14 protein-coding genes and 1 pseudogene are annotated in these 21,056 nt (G+C 40.0%); 4 read left to right on the top strand and 11 right to left on the bottom strand.

The genetic code is table 11. From position 1 onward, the window contains the following. Positions 1 to 11 precede the first annotated feature (11 nt). The 4 genes from B5771_RS15960 to B5771_RS15945 all read left to right on the top strand — a co-directional run bounded on the left by B5771_RS15960 (position 12) and on the right by B5771_RS15945 (position 7,235). On the top strand, positions 12 to 2,093 hold the full coding sequence (locus B5771_RS15960) for a glycosyltransferase family 2 protein (RefSeq protein ID WP_088188426.1): 2,082 nt from the start codon (positions 12 to 14) through the stop codon (positions 2,091 to 2,093). Positions 2,094 to 2,160: 67 nt separating this feature from the next. Beyond that, positions 2,161 to 3,738 carry a hypothetical protein gene (locus B5771_RS15955; RefSeq protein WP_242966862.1) on the top strand — a complete coding sequence of 526 codons (1,578 nt, stop codon included), beginning with the start codon at positions 2,161 to 2,163 and terminating at the stop codon, positions 3,736 to 3,738. 158 nt (positions 3,739 to 3,896) lie between these two features. After that, positions 3,897 to 5,009, top strand: coding sequence for a glycosyltransferase family 2 protein (locus tag B5771_RS15950; RefSeq protein ID WP_088188425.1), 1,113 nt, complete (start codon positions 3,897 to 3,899; stop codon positions 5,007 to 5,009). Between the two features lie 60 nt (positions 5,010 to 5,069). After that, complete coding sequence (locus tag B5771_RS15945) at positions 5,070 to 7,235, top strand: cellulose biosynthesis cyclic di-GMP-binding regulatory protein BcsB (RefSeq protein WP_172408291.1); 2,166 nt, start codon at positions 5,070 to 5,072, stop codon at positions 7,233 to 7,235. A 64-nt stretch (positions 7,236 to 7,299) separates the two neighbouring features. Here B5771_RS15945 and B5771_RS15940 read toward each other — a convergent pair whose 3' ends face one another. The 11 genes and pseudogenes from B5771_RS15940 to B5771_RS15890 form a co-directional block, all read right to left on the bottom strand. Beyond that, positions 7,300 to 8,700, bottom strand: a complete 1,401-nt coding sequence (locus tag B5771_RS15940; RefSeq protein WP_088188423.1) for a sugar phosphate nucleotidyltransferase — start codon at positions 8,698 to 8,700, stop codon at positions 7,300 to 7,302. A 332-nt stretch (positions 8,701 to 9,032) separates the two neighbouring features. After that, positions 9,033 to 9,578 carry a metal-dependent hydrolase gene (locus tag B5771_RS15935; RefSeq protein WP_088188422.1) on the bottom strand — a complete coding sequence of 182 codons (546 nt, stop codon included), beginning with the start codon at positions 9,576 to 9,578 and terminating at the stop codon, positions 9,033 to 9,035. A 29-nt stretch (positions 9,579 to 9,607) separates the two neighbouring features. After that, on the bottom strand, positions 9,608 to 11,833 hold the full coding sequence (locus tag B5771_RS15930) for an FIVAR domain-containing protein (RefSeq protein WP_140417749.1): 2,226 nt from the start codon (positions 11,831 to 11,833) through the stop codon (positions 9,608 to 9,610). Positions 11,834 to 12,210: 377 nt separating this feature from the next. After that, on the bottom strand, positions 12,211 to 12,618 hold the full coding sequence (locus tag B5771_RS15925) for a DUF86 domain-containing protein (RefSeq protein WP_088188420.1): 408 nt from the start codon (positions 12,616 to 12,618) through the stop codon (positions 12,211 to 12,213). Then, complete coding sequence (locus tag B5771_RS15920; protein ID WP_088188419.1) at positions 12,608 to 13,030, bottom strand: nucleotidyltransferase domain-containing protein; 423 nt, start codon at positions 13,028 to 13,030, stop codon at positions 12,608 to 12,610. Before B5771_RS15920 ends, B5771_RS15925 begins: the two co-directional genes overlap by 11 nt. A gap of 1,174 nt (positions 13,031 to 14,204) precedes the next feature. Next, positions 14,205 to 15,251 carry a GDP-mannose 4,6-dehydratase gene (locus B5771_RS15915; RefSeq protein ID WP_088188418.1) on the bottom strand — a complete coding sequence of 349 codons (1,047 nt, stop codon included), beginning with the start codon at positions 15,249 to 15,251 and terminating at the stop codon, positions 14,205 to 14,207. A gap of 113 nt (positions 15,252 to 15,364) precedes the next feature. After that, positions 15,365 to 16,756 carry a UDP-glucose/GDP-mannose dehydrogenase family protein gene (locus B5771_RS15910; RefSeq protein WP_282433350.1) on the bottom strand — a complete coding sequence of 464 codons (1,392 nt, stop codon included), beginning with the start codon at positions 16,754 to 16,756 and terminating at the stop codon, positions 15,365 to 15,367. A gap of 188 nt (positions 16,757 to 16,944) precedes the next feature. Next, the gene (locus B5771_RS15905) at positions 16,945 to 17,898 is read right to left on the bottom strand and encodes an ATP-grasp fold amidoligase family protein (RefSeq protein ID WP_242966861.1); all 954 of its coding nucleotides are present in this window, start codon (positions 17,896 to 17,898) and stop codon (positions 16,945 to 16,947) included. 38 nt (positions 17,899 to 17,936) lie between these two features. Next, a pseudogene (locus B5771_RS15900) lies at positions 17,937 to 18,095 on the bottom strand (UDP-glucose 6-dehydrogenase); the annotation flags it as partial. A gap of 137 nt (positions 18,096 to 18,232) precedes the next feature. Beyond that, on the bottom strand, positions 18,233 to 19,024 hold the full coding sequence (locus B5771_RS15895; RefSeq protein WP_088188417.1) for a DUF2334 domain-containing protein: 792 nt from the start codon (positions 19,022 to 19,024) through the stop codon (positions 18,233 to 18,235). Between the two features lie 831 nt (positions 19,025 to 19,855). After that, positions 19,856 to 21,052 carry a Coenzyme F420 hydrogenase/dehydrogenase, beta subunit C-terminal domain gene (locus B5771_RS15890; RefSeq protein WP_088188416.1) on the bottom strand — a complete coding sequence of 399 codons (1,197 nt, stop codon included), beginning with the start codon at positions 21,050 to 21,052 and terminating at the stop codon, positions 19,856 to 19,858. Between the last annotated feature and the right edge of the window lie 4 nt (positions 21,053 to 21,056).

The raw sequence follows: 21,056 nt of genomic DNA, 5'->3' as shown, positions 1-21,056 counted from the left end.
AGGTGACTAATATGAATGATGATAAGAACCCTCTGCGTATCGGGGATATATTACTTGAAAAAGGTCTGTTGACTGAAGAAAAATTAAGAATTGCCCTTACATATCAGGAGAATTATGGCGGCAGGCTGGGAAATATATTAGTTGATTTCGGCTGGGTGGATAATAGTGTAATTGATAAGATATCCGAATTAATTCCTCCGAAAAACAGGCTCGGTGAGATACTTGTTCAGCAAAATATTCTGACCGAAGCACAATTAAATTTAGCCTTAGAATTCCAGCGCAAAAGCGGTGGACTTTTAGGCGATATCATACTTTCACTTGGGTTTGTAGATGCCCCTACCTTGTTCAGAGTAATCGCTACCCAACAAGGCATGGGACGTATCGGATCCCAATTTCCAGTTTCCTCATTAAAAATCCCCGAGCACATAGCGCGCGAATATAAGGCAATTGTCATACATACAAGTCTAAATCGAGCAGTTGTAGCCGTAGCAAAATACCTGAGTGACGATAAAATAAGCTATCTGGAATCAACGCTCGGATATACTATTGAGCAAGTCCTCGCCTCTCACCAGGAGCTGGAATTACTATGGAGACAAGCCTATACAGATGAATTAATGGACATAAGCATCAAGAAGCTGGCAACTGACAGCCCGGATCTTTCAGCCTGCACTTTACTTACAAAAGAACAAACCATCGGTATCGTTCTTAGCTTAATTATGCTTTTTGCTTGTCTGTGTTTGGATGCTTTTAAAACTGTTTTAACGATTAATATCATAATTCAATTTATCTATTTCTTTGTATCTATCCTCAAGTTCCTGATGATTTTACGCGGAACCCGCACCACTTCCCAAATTAAAGTGTCAGAGGAAGACATTGCTGCCATCGACGAACGAAATCTTCCAATATACACCATCTTAGTGCCAATGTATAAAGAAAGTAGTGTCATACCGGCCTTGGTAGAACATCTGGAACGACTTGATTATCCCAAATTCAAGTTAGACATTCGCTTGTTAATCGAAGAGGATGATAAGGAAGCACAGAAGCTTCTTCAATCCTTAAAACTTCCCTACTATTATTCATGTATTGTTGTCCCTCAGTCAATGCCCAAGACAAAGCCGAAAGCCTGCAATTACGGACTAATCCACGCTAGAGGGGAATATGTTGTTATTTATGACGCCGAAGACCGCCCCGAACCTGATCAGCTTAAGAAGGTCTACCTCGCCTTCAGCCAAAGTCCGGATACCTGCTGTTGCATCCAGTCAAAGCTTAACTATTATAACAGCGAGCAAAATCTGCTTACTCGTTGGTTTACCCAAGAATACAGTATGTGGTATGACTTATTGCTGCCCGGACTCATGCAGCTGGATATTCCCATTCCTCTGGGGGGAACTTCTAATCATTTTAAGACAGAAATTTTAAAAAAGCTCAATGCCTGGGACCCCTATAATGTCACAGAGGATGCCGACCTGGGTATACGTTTATATGGTGAAGGTTACACGACTGCCATTGTCGACTCCAGAACTTGGGAAGAAGCGAACAGCCGTTCTGGTAATTGGATAAGGCAGAGATCGCGCTGGATCAAAGGCTATATGGTAACTTGGCTGGTACACATGAGATCCCCCTTACGATTATGGCGGACAATCGGAACCCGCGGAATGCTCGGTATGCAAGTTGTCATTCTTGCCACGCCTCTGCTCCCGCTGATAAATCCCATTTTGTGGTCATTAGTTTGTTTGTGGTATCTAACCCATTATCACTTGATTCCCCTGCTCTTTCCTGGAATCATCTATTATATTGCAGCTATAGAACTTATTTTAGGTAACTTCCTGTTTGTTTTTAGTAATCTTGCCGGTGTATATAAAGTAATCAATGATTTGCAGAAGAAAGGTGAGTCCTCTCTATCATTTAGTTTGGTTAAGTATGGTATTATAACGCCTGTATATTGGGTGCTGATGAGCATAGCGGCCTACAAAGCTGCCTGGCAGTTAATTTCCAAACCTTTTTACTGGGAAAAAACGGTTCACGGATTAACTGACGACACCAAAGCTCAAACATATCCCATTCCCGATAATAAGGTTAACCTTGGTGTTTGATGTAAATTAACAAACAGCCAGTAATAATTCGTTTGTTCTCGATAATTGTTATAGGAGCTTTGTTGATATGAAGGAGTTGGATATTAACTCAAGTACTGATAGTGAAAATAGCAAGAGTGAGAGCAAAATCAGTATAGCAGTTTTCTTACTGATATTTCTCCTGGAAATGGCAGGCGGGATATACTACGGTTATTTTCAAGACACGGTATTAAATGACGCCTTTAGCAGAACTGCAAACGCATATTATGTTCTTTTCATTAAACCATTACGCTTTGCATCCATCGGGTTGGTTTGGAATCCTCTGCCAAGCATGCTGCAATTACCTTTTGTCTGGATAGCACGCTACTGGAAACCGATGGTTCTCAATGGGATTTCTGCATCTATCGTCACTTCTGCTTTTGCCGCCCTATCCTGCAGCTTGCTTTATAAGACTTTCCGCAACTATCATATATCACGATTTAAGTCCCTGACGTTATTAACCTTCTATGGCATGAATCCCTTCATTTTCTTTTACGGCTTTAATGGAATGAGTGAAATGCTTATATTTTGCATGATGATTTACTCGATTTCATATCTCAATCTATGGTTTCAGGAAAGCCTCCCTAATTACATCATGAAAATAGGCTTCGCCCTGGCCATTGCGTTTTTATGCCGATATGAAGCCATTCCCTATGCGGCAGCTGTTGGCTTAGGAATAGTTCTAATTATTCTCTTTCGATATAAGGGAAATCCCGGTTTTCCCAACTCGAACCAAAACTCGCTCAAGGAAAAGTACTATTATATTGAAGGAACAGGGATCATTCTATATACTCCACTGCTCTACGCAATTTTTGTTTGGATAATGTTTAACTGGATTATAACCGGTAATCCGTTATATTTTTTGAATTCTGCCTACTCCAATCCTTCGCAAAGCCAATACGCCGCTTTTATAGGAACTCCCTTAAAAGCACTTCTCTATGTTTTTACTAAATCTATTCCCTTTATTCCCGTATTCGTTGCCATTGTCATTCTGCGAGCTATGAGCCGTCGTTTACTCAAAATAGATTTTTTAATCTTACTTTTAATAGTCTTGACCATGCTTTTTTTTCACTTTTTAATGCTGCTTGGCGGCAATTCCTATGGATGGCTGCGCTTCTTTTCCTATGTGCTGCCTATTTCTATGGCTTGGATCCCTTACGAACTCTCAGAAATCAAGGATCACTCCAGTCAGAATTTAGCGTTCTTATTGCTTGCCTTTTCTTTGCTGGTTTCGTCTTATTTAACCAGCTATTATTTAAGCAATCCCCAGCTCGCACCAGAAGAAAACAATCTAACGATCTCAAGCGAGAGTCATCAAATATCAGACTATATCAATGACAATCTTCCGGATGAAAGAATCCTTACCGACTCCTTTTTGACAGGAAGCATCATCCTAAATATAAATAATATCGATAATATTGTCACAAGCGCCAGTCTTGGCTTTTACGACATCGTAGCTAATCCCCTTAAATATGGAGTTACATATATCTTAGTACCTGACCCATCAGGAATCGGGCATCTCGATGCGATTAACCGAGAATATCCCGCGCTTTATGCACACGGCCTGGACTGGTGTGTTAAAGTTAAAGATTTTGATGGATTCAGATTGTTCAAGGTCATCTATTAAGCGTTCAATCAATGACGTCTTTAGTGAAAACATAGTCAACCGTTATTCACTCAGTTTTAATTCTTCAGAGTGCTAAAATTTCCCAGAGTTACATCCATTACAGTTAATAACTATTGCGCTATCTAACCTCCTAACAGAACTTTAGATGAAGGTGAAACATGTTAAGTATTATCATTCCAACTTACAATGAGATGAATAACGTTAATAAGACAGCAGCTTATATCACGAGACTTTCTTGCCTTGAGCCGTATGAAATCATTTTTGTCGATGACAGTAACGACGATACGCCTCTTCTCCTTGAAAATCTTGCCCAGACCGATCACCATGTTCGATTTCTTCACAGGAATAACGAAAAAGGCTTGGCAACTGCTGTTATCACCGGATTTGAACTCGCTCAGGGAGATATCCTGGCTGTAATGGACGGCGACCTTCAACACCCACCAGAATTGCTTCCCTTAATGCTTCAAGCAATCGAGGATGGTGCAGACATCGTGATTCCCAGCCGCTTTCTGCCGAGCGGTAACAACGGGGTGAATTTCGGACGCAGAATTATTTCCGCAGCCGCACGATCTATCGGAAGACTATCCTTAAAGGCACTTCGCCATATCAACGACCCGACTAGCGGCTTTTTTATGTTCCGTAAGCCTATTATAAAGGACATCATACTCCGACCTTTAGGCTGGAAAATACTTATTGAAATTCTGGTCCGGGCAAATTACAAAAACGTAACCGAAATCCCCTACAAATTTAAACCTCGAGACAGCGGCACCTCAAAAATGTCCATAGCTGAGCAATGGAATTATCTTCGCCACCTCATGCGCTTAATCATTGAAAGTCCACAGGATCGACGATTTTATTTATTTTCATTGGTAGGCTTAATCGGTGTGATCGTCAATTTACTATTTTATGTACTCCTCGTTAAGGAAATGAACCTGGCTCCTCACAGAGCCGCCTTAATCTCAGCAACGTTGGCCATGCTCTCAAACTATGGCTTGAACAAGCTTCTTACCTGGTCAGATATTAAAAACGGCCATTTGCTGAGTGAATTTTTCAAATATGTTATCGCTTCATGTATAGGGATATCGGTCAATATATGTTTGTTATATCTTTTGTACTATCGCTTAAGATGTAATTACTTGTTTGCAAACGTAGGCGGGATTTTTGTGGGGGCAATCTGGAATTATATCATTAATAACCATTGGACATTTGCAGGGAAAATTGCCACTTCCGTTTCAAGATCCAGAATAAAAAAGATGCATGTTAATTTCTAAAGTCAAGATATTAACACAGTCATAATTATGAAAGAAGTTTCATTGGAAAGGATGAGGTCAATGAGGAAATTTATAGCATTTGTTCTTGCCCTTTTATATTTAGGCCAGCTCCTTTTACCTGGAAGGGTAATTGCAGCAGTGACAAATAACACACCGGCTACTTCGAGCACTGTCGTTCTATTCACTGAAGATCAAAATTTTAACCTGCCGACGAACTCAGTATCATATTGGTTTAATCTTCCCAAAGGCGCAGATATCGCCGACTGCAATGTTAATTTGCATATTTCTTTTTCCACCACTCTACTTGCCAACCATTCAAATGTAAGTGTTTTGATCAACAACTCTCCCGTCGATACAAAATGGATTAATGAGCTGAATGCCCCGAAAACAACTTGGTGGAAAGTCAGCATTCCGCCGGCAATGCTTAAAGAAAATGCCCTCAATGAACTTAAAATTGAGAGCAAGCAAAGGTCGATTTTAGGGGATTGTGCAGATATCGACAATTCCAGCAACTGGATGGTTATACATAAGGATTCCACCATGGGCTTTACAATTAATGAGTATGCGGATGCTGTACTATCTAATGCCTTACCCATCTTCGGAGACAACTTTTTAAATAAAACCGCAATCTCAGCCAATTACATTTTACCTAAAACTGTGAATCAAGATACTCTTTCCTCCCTTCTCAAATTATCCTCTTCATTAGGCAGAAACTACAATGACAAAGCAAATTTGAACTACAATGTTCTTTCAGGAAACATAACAGGCAATAATCCTCCTGGTAATAGAATTTTTCTAGGTCCGCTCCAGGAATGGTCGTCAAACCCCCAGCTAACCCTGCCCGCGCATAAACTATCCGCGGCAGATGGATTTTTATCAATTCGAAGCCAGACTACTGCCGGTACAACCCCAACTCCACACAGCAGTAACCTATTTAATCTCTTGGTAACCGGCGATAATCAAGATAGCATCACTAAAGCTGTAGACTTTTTAGCCCGCAAACCGTTAATGGATCAGATTAAAAGTAATTCTTTAACCGTCAGCTCAAATACTAAACTAGATCGTACACCCTTTGAACTAAAAAAAGACGGACTTTATAAGTTTTCAGATTTCGGTTATAGCAGTATCAACCTCGCAGGAGCGTTTCACCAAAAGACATATCTGACCTTTGTTCAGCCCCAAGGAATTCAAGGTGCTAAAGGATCGTATCTTAACATCAAATTCAATCATTCTAAAATCCTAGTCTCGGATCGATCACTCATGACAGTCTATATCAACGGAACTGCCGTCAACAGCGCCAAACTTTCAGCGGCCAATGCCGAAGATGGAACATTGAAGGTAACCATTCCAGACGATGCCCTAACGTCACCTGTGATTAATGTCGCAATTGACTGCTATAACTACCTTGGTGTTGTTGACTGCTCAAAAAATTATGATGACACCGCTTGGACAGTCATTAATCCCGATTCGGAAATTTGCTTGTTACCAGGGAAAACACTCTTAGAGCCAGATTTAAATTCATTCCCCTATTTTTATACGCAGGAAGACGTTGGCACACCGCAAGTTGCTTTAAGTTTGCCCACGTCTTGGAACCGTTCGATCCTGGAGACAACCTCTTTACTGGCATCTCGTGCAGGACAATCATCTAATACCACAATGGATTGGAATATCCTCGGGCCTAACGACTCTTTAACGAGCAACCAGAAAAAAATGGATATCATTTATTTGGGTTCCTATAGAACCATAAATCTCCCGCAAGCAATAAAGAGTAACTTATTTGTAACCCCGACAGGAAATGGAACGTTCAGTATCAAAGATGGCCTGGGAATAGAACCGGAAACGCTGCAAAATAAGCTTCTGGTACAAGTCATTAGATCTCCGTGGGATTCTGCAAAAAGACTTTACGTCATTATGTATGACAACGATAAAGACCTCAATATATTCAAGAAAATCCTTAGCGATGGCGACCTGCGCGCCAAAATGACCGGAGAAATCGCGGTCATTGATCCTGATTATGAAATACATAATTTTAACTATACGAAAAATAACAGTGTTAATAATTCAGATAATAGGTTTATAGATAGGATTCAGGCCTTGGAGGATTTTACTCATCTTCCGTGGTGGGGTCTCTTAGCTTTATTTATTGGGCTGATTTTTGGTTTAATTGCCTTCGGCATCTATATTTATAGAGTGACAAAAAAAGGGCCTAAGAACAATTCTAACTAATTACCCCGAAATCTTCACCTTATCTTCCAATACCGTCTGACAATACGCGCTTTTCTCAGCGAACTTATCCCATTTTCTCGGCGAGTGGGTGCTCAGTTTGCCTTACACAATACTCTTCAACCTCAGCCCAGGTCATGAAAAGTCTCACTATATCTTCTTCCACAAGCTCTTTTCCCAGCTGAACTTCTATGAACTCAAGATCGGTAACTGCGCGTATCCCATGCTTAGTCTGCACCTGAATATTCAACACATCACCCGGTTTGACAGGATAGATAACACCGTCTAACACAAACTCCCCAATCCCGCTCACAATCGTCCAAACCTCACTTCGGAAGTAATGCATTTGATAGCTTAAATTCTTACCGGCTTTAATCCCAATCCGTTTCGTCAAAACCTCCTGACCTTCCGGCGACTTCGTATGGTCTAAAACCTTATACCAGCCCCAGCGCCGCTCCTCGAACATCGGACGTCCGGTTAAGCCGTTAATAACCTCTTTGACTCTCGGACTGGCTTTCTTATCGGAAACCAAAATACCGTCCGGGCTCGCTGCTACAACAATATCAGATAGCCCTAAAACGGTTATTGGGATATCCAGCTCATTAATCAAATGGGTATTCAGCGAATCCTCACTCAAAACCCCGTTGCCAATGAGAACTCCGGACATTTCCTCTGTCAAGGTGTTCCAGGTGCCAAGATCCTTCCAATCCCCGTCATAACGGAGGGCAGCAATATGCTTAGCTTTCTCGACCACCTGATAATCAAAGCTGATCTTTGGCAATTTGCTGTAATCTTCGCGCAGCGCTTCATAGTTGGGCGAAAACCCGAGCTCCTCAATCTTCTTAATTACAAACTCAAGTCTAAAAGCAAAAACCCCGCAATTCCATAAGGCTTGCTGCTCTATAAGCTCTGCAGCTTGCTCTCCTTTCGGCTTCTCCCGAAAATGACTCACTCTTACATACCTTTGGTTTCCCTGACCGCCTTCCGGCACAATATAGCCATATTTTTCAGAAGGGTACGTCGGTACGACTCCCATTAACGCTAACTCTGTCCACGAATCTTGCAAAACCTCCTCTAAGTCCTTGACCCCCTCAAAAAATCCTGTTTCTACGTAAGGATCTACAGGAAGTACTGCAACAACCTCATCAAGTCCTATACCTTCTACAGAATACAGATAAGAGCAAGACAGGGCAATCGCCGGGAAAGTATCCCTTCTCTCTGGCTCGACAATCAGCTTAACATCGGTACCCAGCTGATTTTGAATTATATCCACTTGTGACTTACTCGTAGCTATGTAAGAAACTTCTTTGAGGCTTGAAGATTCCAACTGTGACCAAACCCGCTCAACCATTGATTGCGGTTCACCAAGCTCGCTCCTCAACACCTGCAGAAACTGCTTAGATCGGGTATCATTGGACAAAGGCCACAACCTCTTCCCCGAACCCCCTGAAAGTAAAATTAACTTCATTTTCTTTCCCCATCTCTTGTCTTCGCCTAATCAACTATTTATTAACCACGTTATCCTGCTTAAGAAAACATTGTTCGGCTTATTCCTTATACAATTATATAAAAGTGGGCACAAAGTAAATTAATTGTTATTAACAATAGTCTTTATTTGCTCTGAATGAAGTTCAAGGAAGCCCTCCACAAAATGTACTCCTTCTTCAAAAAAATACAACCATATTATACCAATAACATGGTTGTAAATAAAGCCACTACTCCTTGTTGGGCACACTGTTTTAACTTCGAAGGTCTTTTCCGACCCGAGCATTATTTAACTTAACAAATAATGTCAATCCGTTATAATATAGTCCCAGTTTTCAGGAAAGTACTAAACCCACGATACCTATAAAGCCTTATAACAAAATAGATGATTACAATCGCACCTATTATTTCAGGTATATAGATATATGGATTGATGATTAAACGATGGTATTCCGGAGGAACCCAAGCCAAGGGGCCTTTAGCTGCTCCATGAGCAGCAGGTTTATTAAATGCTCCACTTAAAAACGGCCAGAATAATATTTTGGGAAACATCCACATTTGATCGAAGATAGCATGTAATATGCTGCCTCCAGCTAATACTAACCAGCCAATCTTTTTATATCTATACAAGCGATATAGGCCTATACTAATTAAGACCAAGACAAAGGCCAATGTATGTGCATAAACCCGCCCACTCTCGAATCTATTTCGGAATAGAATCCTCCCAATGGGTTTATCAATAAGATCTGGCAGCAATGAACCAATAACCACAAGTCTATAATCTATCCTCTTTTCACTCGTACTTTTCTCAATTACTCTTGCGGTTAAAGTCGTTAAACCAACATGGCCAAAGACAAACATAGTTTAAACCTTTCTTTTCATATCTCCAATTAGTCGTGCGTCATATATGCGTGATTCTTGGAACTAGACAATATTCTGTTTACGTCATCTACCAATTTTTGAATTTCTTCTAATTGTAATTCGGAACCTTTAATTATTTTTTCATCTACAATCGCCTTATCATAGTTACCTTTATATCTTCCAATCGCACCTTTAATTCCTGCTAAGGAAAAATCAGAAAATTGTTCTGTTCCATCATTAATTAATTGTAAACTTCTGGGGGGAGCAGTTGTTGCATTGACACTATTCACTGCTTTTTGAACCTCATCTAAGGTTAAATCAGATCCCTTCTCTTTTAAGGCTGCCGCTATTGCACTGTCATATTTTTCTTTGTCAATTATATTAGCTTTTGTCACCCCGGCTTTGGAAAAGTCATTATATAGCTCTGTTCCTTCATTAATTGCCGATAAGGCGGTCGCTGCTCTTGCGTTTACATTGTCTACTGCAACTTGAACTTCATTTAGTGTCAAATTTGAACCCTTTTTATTAATATCTGTTATAATTTCTGCATCATAGAATCTTTTGAGTGCGCCAATAGCTCCTTTTACTCCCGCCATTGCATAATTAGAAAAATCCTTTGTTCCTTCATTAATTAAGTTTAAGGATACTACAGCGGCGGCCTTATTAACCTTATCTACTTGGGTTTGAACTTCGGATTTCGTTAAAGGAGGTCCATTGGGTACTCTTGCTGCTTGTATTGCCGCATCATATTGTGCCTTGTTTTTGAGAAAAGCGTCTTTTATTCCTGCCGTAGCGAAATCATCAAAACTTTCCATTCCTCCATTAATTAACAAAAGTGCACTCCAAGGAGCTGTAACATTTACGTCGTCTACAATTTTTTGCACATCATCCAGTTTTAACACCGTGCAATTCTTTCCTCGTGCTGTCGCTATGGCAAGATCATAGCGATCCTTGTTAGCTTTAGCTGCTTTTGTTATTCCCGCTGTTGCGAAATCAGCAAAATTTTCAGACCCGGCATTAATTGCCGCTAAGGCCCTTGAAGCAACTGCTGCGTTAATGTTATCCACTTGTTCTTGTACTTCAGCTAATGATAAATTACTTCCTTTCTTTTTTAAGGCTGCCGCAATTGCCGAATCATATTCCGATTGATTTGTTTTAACTGCCTTGGTTATTCCAGCCGTTGAGAAGTCAGTAAAGATTTCCTTTCCTCCATTAATTTTGCTTAAAGCGGCAGCAGCAACAGCCTCGTTTACTTTCTCTATTGCTTTCTGCACGTCTTCTAAATTCAAATCTGACTTTTTCGTGCCACGATCATTTGCTATAGCAGAGTCGTAACCTGCCTTGTTAGCCTTAAGCGCCTTCTTGATACCAGCAATTGCAAAATCCGTAAAATCCTCTGTCCCTTTATTAATTGCGGCTAAGGCTGTTGCTGCAGCTGCTGCATTTACGCTGTCTACAGCTTTTTGAATTTCAGCTGTAGTTAAACTAGCCCCCTTGATCTTCAATGCCTCCGAAATAGCAGAATCATATCCTGCTTTGTTTCCTTTAACCGCATTCCTTACACCGGCGATTGCAAAATCAGAAAGAGACTCTGATCCTGCATTAATTGAAGATAAGGCAGTTGCGACATTAGTTGTATTTACGTTCTCTACTATTTTCTGAACTTCAACTAAGGTTAAGTCTAGGCCCTTAATTTCCTTAGCATCTGCAATTGCCGCATCATATTCTGCTTTGTTGACTTTAAGGGCTTTGGTTATTCCGGCCTTCGCGAAATCTTCAAATAACTCTGTTCCACTGTTAATTGTTGATAGTGCATCTGCGACAATGGTTGTATTTACGCTATTCACGGTATTCTGCACTTCATTTAAGTTTAATCTGGATCCTTTAATTTTGAAAGCAGATGCAATAGCCGAATCGTAGTTCGCTTTGTTAGCTTTAACCGCTTTGGTTACTCCCGCAGCGGCGAAATCATCAAATACCTCTGTCCCAGCGTTAATGGTTGATAAAGCGTTTGCAGCAACTGTTTCATTTACCCTATCTACTGCTTTTTGAACTTCAGATAGGGTTAAACTAGACCCTTTAAGTCTCAAAGCAGACGCAATCGCGGAATCATATTCTGCTTTGTTGGCTTTAATAGCTTGAGTGACTCCAGCTGTTGCAAAATCAGCAAAGACCTCTTTCCCATTATTAATAGCTGATAATGCTGTCACTTTTGCCGATGCAGATTTATTACTTTTACCGAGATCATTAGCCATATACCTTATGGTTCCTGATCCAGTAGTTTGGGCTTGTACAGACCAAATGGGCACACCATTTACGAGGAGAAGACTTATTGTGAAAAAAGCAACTTTAACCTTAAGGCGACTAGAAAGCACATTAGTTCACACTCCTATATGAAATATTACAAAATAACGATCTATTCCCCCCCTTTTAAAATTCTGACCTTTTATGTAAATTCTATCCATGAATTAAAATTCCTGTTAATATTCCTGCTTTTTTCAAAAAAAAATACCCCTCTAAGCAGCATTTTTTCTGCCAAAAAGGGTATTTTCTATCGGTTGTGTTACCCACGACCATGATGTGTTATTTCCATGAAGTACTCTGTATACTACGACCTCGTCATCAATTTAGTCTAAAACCTCTTAAGCATAATTTTACTAAATTCCTTTAAATCGTCGAGATAATGCTCAATGACTTGACTTACAATCTTTAAATTGAGAGATTGATAATTATGGATCGCGATATTCCGGAAACCTACCATTGATTTTAAAGATTCAGCTAACGAATCCTCCAGGCAATTATGCTGGTGAAGAATATCAAACGCTTCACGGCTATTTTGCGGAATTCCCCATTTCTCTTCGGCCACTATATGCATAGCTAAGTCAATAGCTGCCTCACAGCTTCTTTGTATATTCAGAATGATTGAATCCTGCTTTGTATAGTTTTCCAAATTTTTAGGGTTGTTTTCATATTCCTCATGAATACGCTCAATACAACGCTCAATAATCGAGCATTTGTTATAAACCACATCATCCCCCATAGATCGTCCCCCTCTCTTTTATCTTTTTTAGAATAAGTGCCCGTTCCTCATTAAGAAGAGCGTACTCTTTGTACGTACGGAGGAAATAATATTTCCGTCGCGTCTCATCCTGACAATAAAGTACTTTTCCGAATCCAACCACTTGAACTTGAAACACAGTACTAACTAATTTCAAGTTAATACAATCACAACTCTTACCTAGTAAATCGGCCAAGTCTTGAGCTATACAAAAAGACTGATATTCATTAACGACCTGATCGGTCAGATAAGCAATATCAATATCACTATCCCCGCGGGCTCTGCCCTTGGCATAGGAGCCAAATAGAATAATGAGCCAAGGAGCTACAGATTTTCTTAGCGTATGGATAATAGTCTCTATTTGCTCTGAATGAAGTTCAAGGTGGCCCTCCATTAAAATTCGCTCCTTCTCCAAAAAGATACAGCCATATTATACCAATAATATGGCTGTAAATAAAGCAACTACTCATTGTTGGGCACACTGATTAAATTGAGTTTCAGCATGCTACATATCGTATATGGCATCAACATACTGCGTCCGATAACAGACGTTACGTTAAGAAAGAGCCCCCTTCGTTCACGGTTCAAGACAGTTTCATGGTTGTACTGAGATATTGTCGAAATTTCCAAGATAACAAAGGTTCCAGGAACCGGCGCGTAACGGTGAGCGGCAGCGAACTGTTACGCCGAGTAGTTCATCGGTAATAAGACCTCCCTATTCTACGCTTACCACGTTCCAACATCTCTATCTATACATATACCTTTAGGTAGTTCCTCTGGGTTTGTAGACTTTCCGATGCCTAAAACATCGCAAGGATTTTCATACTAGAAATTTTTACTCATCCTCATCTACCAAACATAAATTTGCTCTGACATTTCTATCAGCTGGGTCAATCCCCCGTACATTCGGAACTTCGTCAGTAGATTTTATCTACATTCTTACCATGGATATTTTTTAGACTTCCGCACTATAGACTACGCCATCCACCTCTGGATAGGTTTCCTAAGAGATTTCCTCTTGGGGTAGTTCTCGCGCGACTTCACCGAGCTTAAGACGCTTCGATGCTTAATCATATACACGCCCATCGGAGTATTAAAGAAAGCCTTTCAGGAACCTGTCCGGAACGACGACTGCCGGGAGTCGTTCCGGCGGGTATTATTTCCGGAATATAACTATGTGGATCAGTGATTAAGCGGTAGTATTCTGGAGGAACCCAAGCCAAGGAGCCTTTCGCTACTCCATGAGCAGGTTTCTTAAATGCTCCACTCAATTACAGCCAAAATAATATTTTGGGAAACATCCACATTTGATCGAATAAGTCGTGTAATATGTTGCCTCCAGCTAATACTAACCAGCCAATCTTTTTATATCTATCCAAGCGGTATAAGCCTATACTAATTAAAACCAATACAAAAGCTAATGTGTGCGTAAAGACACTTCCACTTTCAAACCTATTTTCAAAAAGAATGCTCTCTCGAGCAACGAAGAAATGAAACCTCCCGGAACCCTTTCCGGGTTCGACAAACCCCGAGAAGTTTCATCCTCCTACCGGCTTAGGGTAATGTTCTTACTTCACCCCATAATACTCCACATACCAATTAGCAAATCTTTGCAATCCTTCTTCTATACTCGTACTCGGCTTAAACTCGAAATCCCTCTCCAAAGGCGTACTATCACTATACGTCGCCTTAACATCCCCGGGCTGCATTGGCAGAAACTCCTTCTTTGCCACGATCTCCCAACCGACTGCCTTACTCAACGCCTTTTCCAAGGCAGCAATATAATCCATCAATTGCTCTGGTTGATTATTCCCAATATTGTATACTGCATATCGTATACCATTTAGGATGCTGTCCTTATCAACCTTCTTCGCCGGTGGATTGCACAAGATCCGTGCCACAGATTCAATGATATCGTCGATATAGGTAAAATCTCTATAACAATCCCCAAAGTTAAACACATTGATCGTCTCGCCCTTAAAGATCTTCTGAGTAAAACCAAAATAGGCCATATCTGGTCTTCCCATGGGACCATAGACTGTGAAAAATCTTAAGCCTGTCGTAGGAATACCATACAATTGGCTATAGGTATGCGCCATCAACTCATTGGACTTCTTAGTAGCAGCATAAAGGGAAACAGGATTGTCCACCTTATCATCGGTTGAGAACGGCACCTTCGTGTTTGCGCCGTAGACGGAACTAGAGGATGCGTAGACTAAGTGATCGACCGAGTTATGGCGACAGGCCTCTAAAATATTATAGAACCCGATGATATTGCTCTGAATATAGGAATCTGGATTCTCAATGCTGTAGCGAACTCCAGCTTGAGCTGCCAGATTCATGATAATATTTGGCTTGTACTCCTCAAAGACCTTCGTGACCGTTTCCTTGTCAGAGATATCCCCTTTGATGAAAGTATAGCGTTCATATCCTTCCAGCTGCTTCAGTCTGCTAACCTTTAAATTTACATCATAGTAGTCGTTCATATTATCAATTCCGACTACTCGGCATCTTTGCTCCAACAGCTTCTTAGACAAGAAAAAACCAATGAATCCTGCGCCGCCAGTAATTAAATAAGTCTTGTTCGGGTCTAATTCCCTATATCCTTCAATCATTATGTGTCTCCTTGTATTTGATTGTCTTATTATTTAATTGGAAAGCTCGCCAGCGGTGAATTAATCTCACCGTGGTTATACCCTCCACTCATCTTATCCTATTGGACGCCAGATTACTTCCTACCTATAGAGTAATACTCCACGCCACTTTCTCTCATCTTGTTCACATCATAAATATTCCGTCCATCATAAACAAGGGGTGTGCGCATAAGTTTCTTATAATCTTCCGGCCGAACTACTTTAATTTCTTCCCATTCGGTAAAAACAAAACAGACGTTAGCACCATCAAGTGCTGTTTCAGCGCTTTTTACATAGTGGATACTCCCCTTGCCATACTCTCCATCTCGCTCTGAACTTGTCTCAGGGAATCTCTTCCTAAAGTTTTCACTACCAACCGGGTCATAGGCATAAATATCAGCACTTTGAGCTAATAATAAAGGTATATTATCTAACGAGGGCGCTTCTCTTAAATCATCGGTTCCAGGCTTAAAGGTTAACCCAAGCACGGCTATTTTTAAACCATTGAAGGTGATGAGTCGCTGACAAGCCTTCTTATATAAAAGAACTTTTTGATCGTTATTTACGTTAATCGCAGCCTTAACCGTCCTTAGCTCATACCCATGCAAAGTTGCCAGATAATCCAGGGCTTTGGTATCCTTCGGAAAACAGCTCCCACCATAACCAATACCGGCATTCAAAAATTTGCTGCCAATTCGACTGTCGTACCCCATCCCTCGGGCGACATCTTCAATATCAGCACCAACCAGTTCACAAAGGTTCGCAATATCATTCATATAGGATATCTTCAAAGCAAGGAAATCATTCGCAGCGTATTTAATCATCTCAGCCGATCGTCTTGAAACGGATACAATCGGCAAACCAAAGGGTTCATATATCGCCATCAGAGTATCCTCAGCCTTTATGCTATTCGTTCCAATAATAATTCTTGCCGCCTCCAGCGTATCTCGCACCGCTGTACCTTGAGCTAAAAATTCAGGGTTAGACGCCACTTCTACGTTTACATCATTCACTAAAAAATCCTTAATAAACTGTTCTACCTTGTCATTGGTACCCACTGGGACTGTGGATTTTACAACAACAAGGCAGTCCTTTTCTACAGTTTCCGCAATTTGTCTTGCAACGGTGGCTATATATGATAAGTTGGCTGATCCATCAGTCTGCTCCGGGGTTCCTACGCCAATAAAAATGGCATCTGCATTCTTGTAAACAGACTTGTAATCCATCGTATAGTTTAATCTCTCTTCATTAAGAGACATCAATTCTTCTAAATCTTGTTCGTAAATTGGAGAAATGCCTTGCTGCATCATTGTTATTTTTTTCTCATCAATATCAACACAAGTCACGTAGTGTCCTCTATGAGCCATACATACTCCAGAGACTAAACCAACATAGCCTGTCCCAGCTACAGCGATGTTGAGAGGTCGAGCAGTGCTTAATGGCGTTTGAGATTGTGGGGATAGAGTTTTAAATGTTATATTGTGCATAATTGTTCTCCTTTTAGTACTGATTTGGTCTTCGAGGACACAATGTCGAATTTTCCAAGAAAACAGAGGGTCCAGGAACCTTTGCGTAACGGTGACCATCGGAAGCCGTTGCGCCCGAGTACGGCTAATTCCGAGAACTACCAGATCCCTAGTGAAGAGCGACCGAACGGGAAACCCTTCACCGAACATTAGACTCTCTTAGTTTGCGGCAACATCAGCCACTCACCCACTTTTCCATCCCATTCTTCCGGTGAAAACTGGGCGTACCCACTTGCGGGGAAAAATGTTATCTCACCAAAATAAACTTGCTTATTAATTTCATAAAAATCAATTCGCGAAAAAGGAATACCTTTTGCCATTATGGCGGCTAGTTCTTTCATTTTTTCAAATTGTGATGGTTTTTCAGGAAGGGTTTCAAATGGAGCATAGTCCGTTCTTACGAACGGTGTTTTTTCCCAGTCCAGTGTCACATAGCTTATATGCGCTGTAGCATGATTTTCCAAGCCTTCAGAAAGATACAAAAACTTGGGTTTGCCGTTAAAGCAATAGAATTTGTAATCCTTCAGACTTTTCCTCGGCTTCTCCTCCATGTATTTTTCGACAATAATGCGTGCTTTCACTTCTTTATACGGCCATTCACGTCCATACAAAAATCCATTGCGATTCAACGCTTCACTCAGCTTTTTCTTAGCCGAGCCACGATCCAGTTTACTTTTATCTCTGCACACAAGAACACTTCCGGAGTCATGTGTACATTTCAAGGCAAACTGATTCGGAAGACTATCAAAATCTATCTCATCAAAACTATCCCAGACTCCCAATGTTGGAATAATATATTGGTCACCAATGATGTTTGCCACATACTCTTTTGCGGCATATTTGTCAACCATAGTTATGTATTCCGGCGTATGGTCGTATAGTTTCAGCCACTGAAGCTTTTCATTAAATAGCTTTGGATCATCCACATTTAATTTTTTCCCTGTATGTAGCCGATATTGTATTTTCAGATACTGTTTGTCTGGGATAATTCGACTCCATTTTTTCACAATCAACCATTTAAAAAGCTCATTTAATCCTCCTCGGCGTAGTACTTTCTTGCAACGTACTACAAAACTACTCATTTTTTCATCCTCGCCTTTCATAACTTATCTCTCTCGTAATATTGCTTTCAATAACCTTCGGTTTCCGCGATTTGTCTTGCAACTGTTGCTATATAGGACAAGGTGGTAGACCCATCCGGTTGCTCGGGAGTTCCTACACTTATGAAAATAGCATCTGCATTCTTGTAAGCTGATTTATAATCCGTCGTATAGTTTAATCTCTCTTCATTAAGAGCCATCAATTCTTCAAATTCCTGTTCGTATTTGGAGAAAGAGGTTGCATCATTGCTATTTTTTCTCATCTATATCGACTAACTTTCGAAGAAAACGATGGGTCCAGGAGCCGTTGCGACCGAGTACTTTTTGATACTGCCTTCTAAGAATTCGCATTTTGAATTCCTCTCGTTTTATGCTTAATTTTTACAAGTATCGGCAAGATTTTTCTTTGCCAAAAAACATACAGTCTTTCAACGACTATCTGAATATGTCGCTCACCTATAATCTGCATTCTATAATTTTCAAAATCAACGATATCCCTTTGATACTGCGAACAAATATGTATGAGTTGCTCATAACCTGCGGCCTTCTCTGCTCTAACCCATTCATGAGCATGAAATACTGTGGTATAGTACCCTTTCGCTCCGATCTTAGGTACTCCAGATGACCGGCAGGGTAAACAAGTAATTTTTCCATATACGACGGGCTTCATGCTTTTCCCATCGGACATATACTTAAATCCATTATCCGATAAAGCTTTTATTGTATTCCAATCATATGAATGCGCGGGGGCAAAAAATATATCTGTTTCAATCCCATGTTTCAGAAGAATTTCTTTACCTTTTTTTATTTTTTCATACTGAATTTCGTACGAATGCCCTGCAAATTCAGAACGAGTGCCACTATTAACGATTCCTTGAACGTTAATGTCAAAAACATGTTGAAACCCATGCATCGCAATAGCATAACCGCAACTCTGTAATAATTTTATATAATCCCAAAAGTCTTCTCGAGGGGGATCAATCTTTAAATCAGGGTCACTACAGTCTGGAATCACACCTATTAGAGGTCTGACGTTAAACTGAGTAAATATATCCTCTGCACGACCCCATTGTATCCAATTCATTGTTGGACAAATATCATCAAATCGAATCAAAATTTGTCTATTCATACTTTTTACATCCTAACCTACATTTCACCGCTACCGCAGGCACACGAAATAGTAATAAAAAATGAAACGCGATTTTTTTACCATTTTTTTAATACTATTTTTTAGGAGAAGATATACTACAAACCACGGTGAGGTGAGTGGTAGACCGCTCTTCTTAGCTTAAATCAGTATAAAAAACCAGTGTGAGAATCGCCTTTCGCGAATGGACAAAGCCGTCACCGACTTTGATCCGGGTAGAAGGGGCACCTTCGGTGACCCAACCCCCACAGCACCCGGCTTGAAGATTTCCCGCACCGGGCTCTTCAGAAATTGACTTACAACATTGCGTAAGCTTTTAATGTCATATAGGGTATCGAAAACTTTTGTCGCAATATTGGAAAAGTGCTTATAATTGCTTAAGCCTGTAACTTAATAATACTTCGTTTAAGTCTTTTTTTCTCAGTCTTTCGGCCCACTCTATTTGTAGTGCAATAGTGGGTGAAGCCGAGAAAATATATCAACTCTAACCTTTTGTTTCTTTCCTTAGCATGCTAAGTTGCGGAGTGTGCAAACTCGACTAGGCGCGTTTTCTCGGTTCCAGAGTTAAAGCAAATTTCTCCAGCCTTTTCTTCAGTGTTTATTAAAAACGTTTGGCATCTGAACGATACTGAAAGCAGAAAGAAAAAGCTGTTAAACAAGCATCAAAACTTCTGATTTCTCAAGGTATAATAAAGGGAAATCACATTTCTATGTTTAAAGTAAAGCTAAATTTTCATGGGCCTTAGAGGCTTTATTTAGTGTATTTTAAGGCTGAAATAAGTTATTTTCACGCTACACATATTAATAATAAAATCAATATATATCCTTAATATGTAAAGCAAATAAAATTCTATGCATATAAAAACGAATGCGGTTCTTCGATGTATAAAAAAAATATTTGGATGCTACAAGGGGAAATCCACCTAAATTGTAATCCTGCCAAAATTCGTCACGTTTGTCACCAGGATCACTGGGTTTAAATGCATTCGCCTGTTTTTCAATAATTTGATCAATACAAACTTCTTCTTTTATAAGATAATCAATTTTACAGATAACTTCCTTAGCCTTCAAACTATGTAAAATAATAGCTGAACATCCTTTTCCATCATCGAAATCCGGCAAAATTTTATCCACTCCCCAAAAGTCTCCCATTGTAATATCTGAAGGTTTAGCAGGTGTGGCATATGGGCATGTATGGCAATACCGTCTAATGCATAGATTTGAGAAAAAAACAGATCTCCACATCCGAGATACCCATGAAAAATTGTCCTGTCGCGTTCCTTTTTGATAGAATAATGTATTCAGATGACTTGAACCTCTAGCTTGTGTACCCCAACCATATTTTTTGCTCCGAAAACGATATCCATATACTTTTCTGTGCGTCTGACTTTCATAAAAGATTAAATAATCATTCCACACTTTAGGAGATGGAACACCATGACAAAAAAAGTCAACTGTAAAAAGTTTTTCAGTACTGATTCGTTCTTTCTGCAATACAGAAGCAAGACCTGAAACCTGACAAGATGTACCAGAAAAAAGCACATATTGATCATTTTTCAGAAGACTAATAGTTTCTCGAATACAATTTCTCATATCACTCTGAACATATTTCGAATCCTGCATTCTAAGAACATCATTCCAATTATTGCTAACTATATGTTTGGGAACCAAATGATCTAATACACATCCGCACACATATCCGTGTTTTTCTTCTAGAAAAAATTTTGCTAAAGCTGGAAAAAATGCACCAGATGCCGAATTATTGCGTTCATCGTGTTTCCACATTGCTGCATAAGCTTTATCCTCATGACCTGTACCAGAAGACTGATATAAATTCAATGCCGGACATGTCCTAACACATAAACCACAGTCAATGCATTTACTCACTAAAACAGATGGAATGAGGAACCCTTCTTCATCAGGGAAAAATTCTATAGCTTTAGAAGGACAAACTACTTTACAAGCTGAACATCCTGAGCACTGATCAGAAGATTTCATACTGATATGCATAATA

This window comes from Desulfosporosinus sp. FKA (assembly GCF_002196785.1).
Classification (GTDB): Bacteria; Bacillota; Desulfitobacteriia; order Desulfitobacteriales; family Desulfitobacteriaceae; genus Desulfosporosinus; species Desulfosporosinus acididurans.
The sequence above is the reverse complement of the archived record's forward strand: the minus strand, read 5'-3'. Positions and strand labels throughout refer to the sequence as shown.